General features: G+C 57.8%; 8 protein-coding genes. 4 read left to right on the top strand and 4 right to left on the bottom strand.

All coding sequences use genetic code 11. The annotated features are described in order from the left end of the window. Positions 1 to 7: 7 nt before the first annotated feature. A complete protein-coding gene (locus tag J3U87_RS33330) occupies positions 8 to 382 on the bottom strand; it encodes a nuclear transport factor 2 family protein (RefSeq protein ID WP_237380263.1) in 375 nt (124 codons plus the stop codon). Between the two features lie 681 nt (positions 383 to 1,063). Here J3U87_RS33330 and J3U87_RS33325 point away from each other — a divergent pair. The 3 genes from J3U87_RS33325 (at position 1,064) to J3U87_RS33315 (ending at position 2,689) form a co-directional block, all read left to right on the top strand. Further along, positions 1,064 to 1,669: a TetR/AcrR family transcriptional regulator gene (locus J3U87_RS33325; RefSeq protein WP_237380261.1), complete on the top strand. Its 606-nt coding sequence runs from the start codon at positions 1,064 to 1,066 to the stop codon at positions 1,667 to 1,669. A 71-nt stretch (positions 1,670 to 1,740) separates the two neighbouring features. Continuing rightward, positions 1,741 to 2,028 (top strand): YciI family protein, encoded by a 288-nt coding sequence (locus J3U87_RS33320; RefSeq protein ID WP_237380259.1) that lies wholly within the window; start codon positions 1,741 to 1,743, stop codon positions 2,026 to 2,028. Positions 2,029 to 2,065: 37 nt separating this feature from the next. Continuing rightward, positions 2,066 to 2,689 (top strand): DNA-3-methyladenine glycosylase I, encoded by a 624-nt coding sequence (locus J3U87_RS33315; protein WP_237380257.1) that lies wholly within the window; start codon positions 2,066 to 2,068, stop codon positions 2,687 to 2,689. 166 nt (positions 2,690 to 2,855) lie between these two features. On the opposite strand, the gene J3U87_RS33310 is transcribed toward J3U87_RS33315, so the two are convergent. After that, complete coding sequence (locus J3U87_RS33310; RefSeq protein WP_237380255.1) at positions 2,856 to 3,446, bottom strand: NADPH-dependent FMN reductase; 591 nt, start codon at positions 3,444 to 3,446, stop codon at positions 2,856 to 2,858. 769 nt (positions 3,447 to 4,215) lie between these two features. Here J3U87_RS33310 and J3U87_RS33305 point away from each other — a divergent pair. Then, positions 4,216 to 5,196: a transposase gene (locus J3U87_RS33305; protein WP_237380253.1), complete on the top strand. Its 981-nt coding sequence runs from the start codon at positions 4,216 to 4,218 to the stop codon at positions 5,194 to 5,196. 344 nt (positions 5,197 to 5,540) lie between these two features. On the opposite strand, the gene J3U87_RS33300 is transcribed toward J3U87_RS33305, so the two are convergent. Beyond that, a complete protein-coding gene (locus J3U87_RS33300; RefSeq protein WP_237380251.1) occupies positions 5,541 to 8,867 on the bottom strand; it encodes a phospholipase D-like domain-containing protein in 3,327 nt (1,108 codons plus the stop codon). A 44-nt stretch (positions 8,868 to 8,911) separates the two neighbouring features. Continuing rightward, positions 8,912 to 12,217 carry a fibronectin type III domain-containing protein gene (locus J3U87_RS33295; RefSeq protein ID WP_237380249.1) on the bottom strand — a complete coding sequence of 1,102 codons (3,306 nt, stop codon included), beginning with the start codon at positions 12,215 to 12,217 and terminating at the stop codon, positions 8,912 to 8,914. Positions 12,218 to 12,247: the final 30 nt, after the last annotated feature.

Below are 12,247 nucleotides of genomic sequence, written 5' to 3'. Positions count from 1 at the left end.
GAGCCCATTAGGGGCGACTGGGGGCGTCGTGGAAGGCCAATCGGAGCCAAGTGCCACCTCGTTTGACCCAGACGTTGGTGAAGCGGATATCCACTTCGAACGGCTTGCCTTGTCGTGTTCCTGCGCTTTGAATGCGTCCGACAATCACGGCCGTGTCGCCCTTGACGACGATTTGAATTTCGTCGGTGTCGTAGCGATCGATCTTCAACTGTCCGGCATCGAGCCATTGCCGCCGTTGGCGGTTCCAATTCATCCACGCCTTTTTATCCAGTGGCTTGCCTCCATTGTTGATATGCAGGTATTCGTCGGCCAGCATGGCGTCCAGGCGATGAAGATCCACATTGCGGTAAGCATTGGAGAACGCCTCGAATCGAACACGCACACTTTCGATATCATCATTTGGTGCCTTCTCGGAGAGAGTCATCGTGGCAAGGAGCAATAGGCAAAGCATGGCATTCCTCGGCGTCGTCTAGATTGGGAGCGATGGGATCCGGCCTCAGCCTACTACACCTTGGCCGAATGAAATTCGATTTTTGCACCGCTATCGGCGAAACCCGATTTCCCAATCGCCAAATCGCTGTCATCCAATAAACGCTAAGTAGGTAAGGGTAAGTGGGGGACAGGTAAACGTAAGCGTCTAAAAAATAAATGGCTGGGATGTAAAGGCGTCATCAGGCCATTTGATTGCTACGAATTATCCCTGGGCTTTCCCAATGAGGAAGAATGGCAGAGAAGGTCGTGTGCGTTGGTTCCCAACGAATGATGCATGTCCTTCCCTCTGATCTCTTTTAGGTACTTGACGCCTTAGGACAAATGTCCTAAAGTTCTGAATTAGGACGTCTGTCCTAGTTTGAATCACTAGGACAAGAGGACCTGATGTTCTCGAATCGTTGTTTCGCCTTTGAAATGCTGTTCTTGGCCTGGCGTCCTGAAGTAGGTCGTTGCCGGGCAAGCTCGTCATTGAGCGAGGTCGATCCCCCCAAATTCCAGTGGACAGTCGAAGCTAAGCGAACCAAGGATCCTGTTCTGGATGCTGTCCATACCTGAACGAAAGGCGCTTTTTATGAGTCACAAGAAAACACGAGAGCACATAGTTGAGGCTGCAGACACGCTTTTCTACGAACGGGGTTTTGAGCATACTTCGTTTTCGGACATTGCCAAAAACGTGAAAATTTCGCGCGGTAATTTTTACTATCACTTTAAAACCAAAGATGACATTCTGGATGCAGTCATCAACGTGCGTTTGACCAAAACCCGGAGCATGTTGGCACAGTGGGAAATCGAAGGTGACCATCCTGCAGATCGCATCCGGAGCTTTATTCATATTTTGATTGCGAACGGTGAAAAAATCAAACGCTACGGCTGTCCGGTTGGAACATTGTGCTCTGAACTCGCGAAACTGGATCACCCTTCGCAATCAGATGCAAACAGGTTGTTTACGTTGTTTCGAACTTGGCTGTGCAGGCAATTCGGGTTGCTGGGTCGTGAGGAGGATGCAGACGACCTGGCCATGCATCTTCTTGCCCGCAGTCAGGGTGTGGCTACATTGGCGAACGCCTTTAACGATGAAAAATTCATCCAACAAGAAGTAAAGCAGATGTGCGACTGGTTGAAGGCGTACACCGAACACGTCGTGCCTAATGAACACAGTGATCAGGAAACGGGTTAACACTTGCTTTATGACAAAAGTCAAGCGATAGACCCGGTTTGTTAACTTTAGTAATGGAGGAAGAGATGTCTATGTTTATCGTACTGTTGAAATTTTCCGATAACAAAAATCAAGCTCCTCGATTTATGGCAGGCCATAAGGCGTGGATCAAGGAAGGTATGGACGATGGGGTGTTTTTGCTGATCGGTAGCCTTCAGCCCAATTTGGGAGGCGGGATTGTGGCATATGGAACTTCGTTACCGGATCTTCATGACCGGGTGAATACCGATCCATTTGTGCAGAATGATGTCGTAAGTGCGGAGATTATCGAGTTCACCCCATCGAAAGTTGATGATCGGCTGACGTTTCTTCTCGGATGACTGGTTATTTAGTGATAGTAATAAAAGGAGGTCATGGATGGGTATGACCATTTCCGGTCCCGATGGGAGATCACGTTGCCGTTGGTGTGGCGCCGCGCCTGAGTTTCTCGGCTATCACGATACCGAATGGGGGTTTCCGGTCGTCGATGATCATCGCCTATTCGAAAAGTTGAGTTTGGAGGGTTTCCAATCCGGATTGAGCTGGCGCACCATTCTCGCCAAACGCGAAAACTTTCGCAAGGCATTCAGCAATTTCGATTTCGACAAGATTGCACGTTTCACTCAGCGTGACTTGGCGGGCCTGCTCGAGGATAAAGGTATCGTGCGCCATCGCGGCAAGATCGAGGCGGTCATCAACAACGCTCAGCGAGCACAGGAGCTCGTCGAACGGGAAGGTTCGCTCGCCGCCTTCATCTGGCGTTACGAACCCGATCCGAAGCAGCTCGCGAAACCACAGGCCGTGTCGACCTCCGCGGAATCGGTTGCCTTGTCGAAGGATCTGAAAAAGCAAGGTTGGAAATTCGTCGGGCCGACCACGGTTTATGCCTTCATGCAGGCGATGGGACTCATCAACGATCATGTCGAGGACTGTGCGATTAGGGCCGAAGTCGAAGTTGCACGTCAGGCATTCAAATCCAAACGTGGTCGACACTTTTCTTAATCGCGGCAGGTCACAGGATGGCCCCATTCGAAAAGGAGCAATTGCTGGGGTTGTAGGAATTACCGAAACGATTTATTCAGGCGGGCCACGGCCTGTAGGAAAGTCAAACCTACCGACCCCTAGGGTGCTTCGGACCCGAGTGATCAATGATCAGGAACCTCATCGATCAAATCTCGCGTACTTGCTTTTCGCGCATGGTCCGAAGCATCAGGGAAAACCGAACCATTTCATCACAGAAACGAACGAGTCGTTGCAGTATGTCTTGAGCCACTAGAGCTGGGATGCCGTCCGCGCGGATCTCGAAATCGTCCCGATCGGTGCAGACTTGGGTGGGAATTGCCACACTCTGCACGCTGCGCGCAATAAGGCGTAGCTGATCGACAGCTTGGCTGGTGCGATGACCTCCATGGCTCGCCAAGCCGCAAGCCTTAAACGCCAATTGACGGCTGGAGAGATGATCGAGTGCATTTTTCAAAACACCTGAAAATGAGTTGTGGTAGATCGGTGAGGCCAATACAAGACCGTCGCATCTTGCCGCGGTTTCTACCAACTCTTGCACTATGTCGGCTTGGAAAGAGCCCGATGGTTTCAAAAAACTTGGATCCGCAATTGGAAGCGGCTTGTCATGGAGGCACCAATGAATGGCCATTTGTCCGGCGTCTTCGAGACAGGCTGCGATGGATTGAGTCAGGGACCGGGTGTATGAACCGCCTCTGACACTACCGCTCATTAAGAGAATGGAAACAGAATCAGACAATTCGAACCCCCAACCTAGATGCTGATCGAATAAATCTTACATCGTGGTAGGAGACAGGTAAAATCAATCCCTACCTAAATGGGTTGCAGAGAGATTACCATTAATTTTGTCAATGGTTTACGCATGCCTGTCCCCCGCCAATCCACCGATCATGTCCTGCCCAATCATGCCTCCCTTCACGATTACCTGTATCTCCATATCCCAATACTGGCTGAATAGGATATGCGTGCGGGCGTTCAAACTGGAGCGCGATGATCGCCTATTAAATGGAATATTCCTCCTTTAGTGCTTGACAAACCATCGACGTTTCGCTGAGATCGGTTGTGTCAGGCCTCGACTCACTGGAGTCGAGATATGAAACTCGTTGGTTCATACTTTTTTGAGATTTCGTTTTCCTTTATTGACTGGTTCAACAGATGGCCTTTTTGGCTAGAGTTCCACTCTTTTCGACGGTGGCATTTTAGGATCAGACAAAAACCACGAAATCCCTCACAATATAGCTTTGCTTGGTCGTTCCAGCTATGTCTGCGCTGGTCAAAATCTCCGTCTGATTGTGATCATGAATGTTTGGCTCGCGACGATGACATTGATCTCGGCGTCCTCCAAAAGTTGGTGTGGCTCAATGGATCTGTAGGCGCTGCCATCTTTGGTGGCGGCACCTACTGGGAAAGATCGCATGGGATTTCCTTAGAAACAATTATCGCTCGAACCCAAATGGCAAGTTCGACTTTGGGTGGAAGGCCCCGCACCGGTGGATTTGGGGGCTACCATGAGTAGAAGACCCCGAATCAAATTCGACCTGCCCGTCGCCCATTACCACGTAATGACACGCACTGCCCAGCAAGCTTTTTATCTGAGCGATACATATGTGAAGGGCTTCAAGGGCCAATGCCGAGACATCATTGAATCCATGGCGGATATTTTCTATGTAAAAATCCTGGCTTGGGTTCTGATGGACAATCACTACCACTTGTGTCTCGAGGTTCGTCACCCGCCTCTGGACACCAGGGACCTTCAAGCCCGCTACGAACGTCTCCAGAAGTTACTGGCGACAAAACGCCCTTGGCGAGAGACGTATGCAGAGAAATGCTACGAGCGGTTCACGGACCTCTCGAGATTCATGGCCGAAATTAATGCTCGGATGGCCAGAGCCTTCAACAAAGCGAATGACACCAGCGGGCATATGTGGGGCGGGCGATTCAAGAGCAAGGTCATCGAAAATGAACAAAGCTTGATGAGGGTGATGGCCTATATCGAGCAAAACCCTGTGCGAGCTGGACTTTGCGAACGTCCTTCCGACTATGAATGGTGTTCGGCGGGGCAGTACAGGCGCCTCCAAGATGCCAACCGTGCCGTTTCCCCTCCCGAGGTGGGCTTCTTACGCCAAATTGACCAGGAGGATCGGGCACGAAGTTACGTCGCCTGGATGGATCACCAAGCGATGCGAATCCTGCATCCCGAAAAACAAGTCCCTTCCGGCCAAACCGGAATCGCGGCTCATTGTTTGAACGAGGAAGCATTGACCGAATGGCGCGAGGATTTCGCGGCCAAACGGCCGGTGGATTGGCGCAGCCAAGCCTATGGATCGGACGCTTTTCACCAACAGATTCGACAAGCCGTGGAGTTGCGTCAGTTGATATTGGGACGCACCAACCACGAGTCTTCCGCTAGAAAGCGTTCGCGCTCTAAGGGTCCACCAAAAACTAAAGGGTCTCGCCGAGATCAGGGCGATGCGGCCAGAGAGAAGTGACACCGTTATTGACCATCATTCGCTCCAATGGTGCAAGTTAGACGTGTATCCGAGAGGGGGGACAGGTTTATGTAAGCTGTTCAGGTGGTTAGGTTTGTTTGTACCTTATTTAAGTGAGCCTGTCCCCATTAGTGCTGGTCTGTCCAGAAAACCTGGGGAAGTTCAGCGCTCCTGGGGACCACTCAGGTGCCCCTTGGATCAGCGATGTGGAGGCGGTAACTGTCGACCGAACCATCTGCTGTGTTGAGAAACGGGGGAGATTGAAAATCGAAAAGATAAGTTGTTTTATTTGAAATGATAACGTGGGTCTGTCCCCCTGTCCGCACTGTGGGAGGACCCCTGCATCACCCCATCAGCAGATTGGCAATCGCCCACAGCTCGCCCCAGAGCTGAGGATCGTTCGCGACCGTCGCGCCGTCGGGGTTGGCTTTCGAGGCCCAATCGCTCGGGTCAAAGTTCGGATCCGGGCGTTCGTACAACGGTTCGATGCGACCGGCGCCCCCGTTTTGCAGCATGTCATCCACCACTTCGTACGCTTCGACCCCGTCGCGCAGACGGGCGAAGCTTGGCTGGGTCATGTTGCCCTCCGTCGCGGCCAAACCCAGACGGCTGGCCATGAGACGACGCCGGAACTCGGCGATCGCCGGGCAGTGTCCGCGCTCGTAGACGGTGTCCGTCAGGACCAAGTCGCTGCTGGCGTCGAAACTCAGACCTCGCCGCCGCAGTGTCGACGAACCGATCAGCGCCCAGACGTCGTCCACCACGACGGTGGTCGTGTCCAGGCGCACGGGACGACCGGGAAACCCAATGGGATGGAAGGCCCGCACCCGCCCAGCCGTTAGGCTCAGCAGGCGATTGGCACGGTCGGCCAACTCGTATTGAATGAAATCGGGAACCGATTCGGGGTAGTCGGGAAACCGAGGGATACAGATCACCACACGCAGGGTCGGCACCTGCATCACGCGGTTGGCGATGACGTTCAGCAAATCGTCGCTCGCAGGCGCGCCATTGCTGTCCAGGCGCGTGCTGCACAATCCAGGAGACTCGATATAAATGAACCGCCGCGCATGGTTGATCCCTTTGGTCAGCGCCCACTCGGTGTCGCGCCGACCGTAAACCGCCGACACCAGCCGCCGCTCCAACTCGGCGTACACTCGGTCCCGCGCCGTGGTCTGGTTGGTCACCAGCCCGGGATTGGTGATGTTGGTGTTGATCGTGTTGAGCACGTCGTTGAGCTGCCCGCTCAGGAGCTGAACGGGAATGTTCTGGCCCTCGACGGTCACCGTCTTGGTGTCCAGTGTGGTGGTGATCCAATTGAAGAGATTGGCCATCCGGTTGGATGCCGTCCAGCCGGCCCGTGCGGTCGCAAAGGCGTTCATATCATCCTTGAGATAAAAGAGGTTTGGCATTTCAACCAACGGCGCGGTGTTCTGGAGCACGGCCCCTGCGAAGGTGCCTGTCCCCACCGCCGGCGGGTTCCACGTGTCCGGCAGGATGTTGACCAGACTGAGCGGCATGTACTGGGACCGCCGCAGCGCCAGACGAGCCAGATCATAGGCCAACCGCCCGCCCTGAGCGCCCACGCCGGCACTCTGATGCTCCAGCCCCCAACGACTGCCCGGTGCGCCCAGACGGGATTGACCCGTGACCGCCCGCGTGTCCAACCGCCCACCGCTGATCACGCCCGCGTTGAAGGTGGACACGACCAGATCGCGACACGCCATCGTCGGCAGGCGGGTGTGTTCTCGCGGCGTAATCCCGTCCGCACCGGTCTCGACTCCCACCAGGTTGTTGAGGAGATCCACCAGATTGGCGGGCCCCGCGATCGGCGAATCGATGAACGCGTTCGGCCGCCGGTCGATGATCTCGGAACGGGACGTGCCACGGAACATGTTGACGCCAGGGGGGTTGTTTGCGAAGACGTTACCCGCGGCGGGTGCCGGCAACGCGGTATCGTTGACCGTGCTTGCGCTGTTGATGGTGAGATCGATGTTGCCGTAGAGCCGCTTGACCAGGGGCCCGGTCGGCGTCGCGACCTGGTCACTCACCACCATCATGTCGAAGCGCAAAATGGCCGAGGTCGGAATCGGCTTTTGGGGCACGCTTCGCAGCAAACCGAAGGGATCGAAGAGGATCAACGTCACGGTACCGCCACCCGGCGGCACGATCGCTCCGTCGCCGTCGCCCCGGGCCTCGCGCTCGTCGTCCACGAACCGGCGCGGATAGACCCGCACGGCCACATCCCCTGGCAGGCCTGCGATGGTGAGGGCGATGTTGGGCGTCGTAACCGGCGTGGCCGTCGTGTCCACGATGTACTGAGCCGTGAAGGTCAGCCCGTTGACCAGCCCCGGATTCAATTGCTGCGGACCCGTGCCGCCCGATGACAAGGCGGGCCAGAGTGTGTTGGCCCCTGCGCCGGTGGGCACGGTGAACTGGGTCGGTTGAATCGACTGGGCCACGATCTGACTTTGATTCGGTGCGGCAGGGATCTGGTCGCCCGCCGCGGCCAGAACCTCGTTGCCGTTAGCCAGCAGGTTGAGCGTTTCGTTCATGCGCACTTGCGGTGGTTGTTCCAGCGCGACGCCATTGGCGCTGGCGAATCCGGTCGGCGGCGTACCCAGCAGGAAGCTGTCCATGTCGATCACCCGCAGGCTGAAGAAATCGCGGTACATGGCCAGCGCGAAGGTGGCTGGATCCGCGATGGTGCCCACCAGTGCCCCGCGCTGGTCCTGCCACTGGGGTACCGCGAACGCGGCCCCAAGCGCCCCGCCGTGGGCCGATCCGAACACCACCCTGTTCGACAGGTTCCCTTGGCGGTTGATCGTGGAAGGCACGTTGGTAACCTGGTAGATGCCCGCCGTGGCGTTGACCGCCGTCAACCCCGAGAAATTCGTCGCCGCATCCGTGACGGGCGTGCCCGCGTGATCGCAAAGCCGCACCCTCGTGGTGATCGGCCCTCCGTTCAGGACACCGCTCGCACTGCGAGCCACAGCGGTGACCCCGTTGCCGGCAGTCGCATCCGCCGCGATCTGGGGCAACCACATCAAGCTGGGATAGTGAAGCACGAGAATACTGAGTACGGACAACATCGCCGCCGGATCGATCGGCATGCCATCGATATCGTAGACCCGCATCTCGCGAAAATGACCCAGCTCGTCGCCCGTGTTGACGTTGCCGCTCAACAACTTGCCGGTGTTGTGGTTCATGTCGTCGGTCGCATAGAAAAGGTAGTACGGGACGGGCCGCACCGGTACGCCGCGACCGGGCGCCGGCGGCAAGGCCCCTTCGATGGAGGTGTAGAGCCGGCACAGGCGCAGATAGGCCTGGGGAAACACCGTGTGCAGAATGCCGGTGCCGCTCTCCGGTTGACCGTCGGCCCGGATCAGGCGCACGTCCAACTGTTTGGCGGGATCGTTGGCGGCGGGATCGATCTCTTGAACGAATCCCGGCAACAGCGCGGCCCAAAGTGCCGGTGTCCCGTCGGCAAAGTGAGGCTGTCCGGTCGTGGCCCCGATCGTCATCGGCGGTGCGCCGGGCGGATCGTCCACGACGATCGCCCCGGGCGCCGTGCCGTTGTCCGGTGCCCAAAACGGCGACCAACAGATCCGCGACATGCTCATGCCGAAGGCATCGATGCCTACCTTCCCGACCACATTTCCGATGACCGTCATAACTTCACTCCCTCGTATACGTTGGCTTTCCGTTCACCGTGGGTTCACCCCGGCGCTTGAACCAGGACCTGCTCGATCTCGCGCTCGGTCGATCGACCCAGCGGATCGGTGATCCTCAAGATGCGCGTCAAGACCTTGGGCTGGCCGTCCGGGGGTTTTGGGTCGAAGGTTTCGACGAACAGCCGGTACTGCATGGGAAACGCGTTCGTCGGACTCCGGTAAAACAGCGCGAAGGGCCCGTCGCTTTTCAGTTTGTTGTAGATCTTTTTGCGGAGGAACCCGTGCAAGTGGTTCGGCAGCAGATTGGATTGCCGATCCAAGGTGCAGGTATGGGTGTGGTAAATGCGTTCACGCCGGGTCTTTTGACCTTCCAGGACCAGGTTGAACACCTCGATCGTCGCCGGTCCCAGCGGCGGCAACCCGGCGGGCACGTCGGATGTGAATCCGTAGATGTTGAATCGATTCGATTTGTGGGCATAGACGGAGTTCTGCAGGTTCAGCAGGGGCGGACCCTCCGGATGTGGGGTGATCTCGCCGCCTTGCGATGCCTGGGACTCTCCCGACAGATGGCCTTCGAAGAGATCGGGAATCCCGAGTGCCGTGATCCGGTAATAGTAGGGATACCAACTCGTCGCTAGCGGATCGACCAGGGTCTTGCAGGCCACCGCCGGCTCACCGCGCATGACCACCACCTGCTCGTCACCCCAGCCCGCGTTCTCGTCGTAGATCGGTGCACCCATCAATCCGGTATGGACCGTCAAGCCTTCGCGCCGGCAGCGGAACACCCGGAACCCGAGCGGATCCGGTTTGTCCCCCGGAATCGCGACGACCTTGACCCCGTTGGCGTGCTTGCGCAACAGCAGTCCTGGCCGACCCGGTTTGACGACCTTGGGAATGCCCACCGCGAAAACCGAGCGCGAGCGACGTGACTCCACATTGGTCGCGCTCACCGCCGAGACCCGGTAGAGGTGCAGGATATCCGAACTGGAGGTGACCTCGGCCTCGAACTCGGTCTGCGGAATGGGCGTGTCGTTGATTCGCGTGAAGACACGAATCGCATCTTCGTCCTGATTGTCGTAGGCATTCGCCACGATGTTCTTGCAGGCTTCCGCGCGACTGTCGATGGTGGCGGGCGGCGCCTGGTTGGCGGCCTCAAGCAGTGCGGTCTCCGAACTGTACCAGACCATGTAACCCACCGCGTTGGATGCCGGCGGCCAGGTCAGCTTGACGCGGCCCTTGCCGGTCGCGTCCGGTGGCGTGGTCCAGGTCACGTCGGGGAGATTGAAGGACAGGGCCGGCGGCTTGGGATCCTGGGCGTATACCGTGGCCGGTCCGACCGGGTCACTGGGCTCGAACGGCCGAATCTTCTCGTAGCCGACCGCATACACCGCGTAGCCCAGTTTCTTGACCGTGGCGGTGAACGCGAACCGCACGTTGGAAACCGTCAACCGGTAGACACGCACGTCCGCATTCGGATCCTGATCCAATGCCTCGAGGAAGGCCACTTGGGCCGGTGGACCCGACTGCTTGAAGGGGTTCTGGTTCACATCGAAGGTGATCACGATCGGTGCCGCGTTGGTCGTCTTGTCGAGCGCGAAGAAGTTCGGCGGCGTGGTACCGGGCGTGGTGCCGTCGGCCGCGAAGAACTTCCCGGAGAACCGAATGCGACGGGGACTGCGGTCCGACCAGTCCCAGGCGAAATCGATGACGAGATCGCCCGTTTCATCGGTCGGATCGTAGGGCACGAAGGTCACCTGCTTGATGCCGGGCCCTTTCACGTCGGGCGCCTGGGCGATGAAGGCCACATCGCTCCAGTCACTCCACCGACCGAATACGTCGGTCCCGATCACATGATAGGTGGTCTGCTTCTGGCCGGTGATCGGCTGGGCGGCCAGCTTGTCCAAATAATGCGTTTTCTTGCCGCCGTTGAACAGGGCGCGCTGGGCGATGAACGGCTGGTAACCGCCACCCGATCGGGGCAGGTTCAGCATCTCTGGATCTTGACCCGCACGTGCCGCGGCGATGCCCCAACCTTGGATCAGCTCCGGCCGGTCCCAGCTCAGTTTGCGAGCCTGCATGAAGGGGAGATCGGGCTGGACCGGACGGTCCTGGTGCTGGATCGCGACCTCCAGGTTCAGGGCGTCCTCCGGCTCGCCGCGGAACTCGGCAATGGCGGCCAGATCCATCTCGCGCGGCTCCGGATCCTTGTCGGGGCCGGTCGGTGCCAGATAGTGAATGTAATAGCTCACCATGTAATCGAAGGGCACATCGAACCGACCTGGCGGGTAGGTGAACCACCGAGGGAACTCGCGCGTCGGCCGGCCACCCATCCCGGATTCGGGTGGGAAATCGATGGTGCCGTAGCCCAATCCGGTGGCGGCCAGGCTGTCCGTGGCCGCATTCATCAACGTCGTCGAAACCACGGGCAACGCGAGTTTGTTTTCGCGGGTATCGGTGGCGGGTTGGCCCACCTGGTTGATGCCGCGCAGCACTTTGTCCAGCACGAAATCCTTCTGCTGATTGTGGTACACGTAATCGTCGGTCTCGTTCAGGCACGCCGTGACCGCGTGAAGAATCGACTCTCCGCTATGCAGACCGTCGCGAAGGTTTTGGAGGTAGACCGCCGAGTCGGGCGCTTTCCACGCCGGCGAACTGGCCACGCCGGGAATGGGTGGGCAGTCTAGCTGCATCAGGGCCGCGATGTCCAACCGTTGCGTGGCGGCATGGAGACCGTCGGTCAGGCTGCCCGCGTAACCTTGCGGCTCGGCATGGTAGGCCGGCGCGGCGATGTCGTCGTCCGCGTAGGGGAAACCCACGAATTGCACGGGCTCGTCCCAGTCGGGCAGATTGATCATGACGTTCTGATCGATTGCGTGAATTCGCTCGACGGTGCAGTTTCCCGAAAACTTGATGCTGCACATCCCGTGGGTTCGGAACCGTCCCCATCCCGAGGACAACATGCGGATCTTCTGTCCGGCGATCGGGTAGAACGTATCGTCCTGAACCACCACGTCCACGTGGGCGAACGAAAAGTTGACCTTGAAGACGACGTCGAACATCGGCTTGTCGAATTCGATCGTGCGGGTACCGTTGAAGCTGATCGGTGTCGTGAGGATCGGCTCGCCGTGGTTGCTCAAGTCGTCGTAGCGCCGTTGGCGCCGGAACACGCGGAACGGCCGTCGACAAAAGCCGTACAGCGGCTTCGTGACCCAACGCAGGGCGATCGGCACCCCGCCGGTATCCCCGCCCGGGAAAAAGCGGTCGATCACTTTGTGATGGCGGCCCTGTTCGTATGCGTCGATCAGGGGACAGGAATGCATCATCATGATGCGGGGCCAATAGGTTCTCATGAAAACCTCCCAACGCCGGTGCGGCCGGAA

This window comes from Sulfidibacter corallicola (assembly GCF_017498545.1).
Taxonomy (GTDB): Bacteria; Acidobacteriota; Holophagae; order Acanthopleuribacterales; family Acanthopleuribacteraceae; genus Sulfidibacter; species Sulfidibacter corallicola.
Note: the sequence above shows the minus strand (reverse complement) of the source record. Positions and strands in the feature narration are given on the sequence as shown.

Coding starts and splice junctions, on each gene's coding strand:
- J3U87_RS33325 (WP_237380261.1), top strand. CDS start 1,064: ATGAGTCACAAGAAAACACGAGAGCACATAGTTGAGGCTGCAGACACG.
- J3U87_RS33300 (WP_237380251.1), bottom strand. CDS start 8,867: ATGACGGTCATCGGAAATGTGGTCGGGAAGGTAGGCATCGATGCCTTC.
- J3U87_RS33305 (WP_237380253.1), top strand. CDS start 4,216: ATGAGTAGAAGACCCCGAATCAAATTCGACCTGCCCGTCGCCCATTAC.
- J3U87_RS33315 (WP_237380257.1), top strand. CDS start 2,066: ATGGGTATGACCATTTCCGGTCCCGATGGGAGATCACGTTGCCGTTGG.
- J3U87_RS33295 (WP_237380249.1), bottom strand. CDS start 12,217: ATGAGAACCTATTGGCCCCGCATCATGATGATGCATTCCTGTCCCCTG.
- J3U87_RS33320 (WP_237380259.1), top strand. CDS start 1,741: ATGTTTATCGTACTGTTGAAATTTTCCGATAACAAAAATCAAGCTCCT.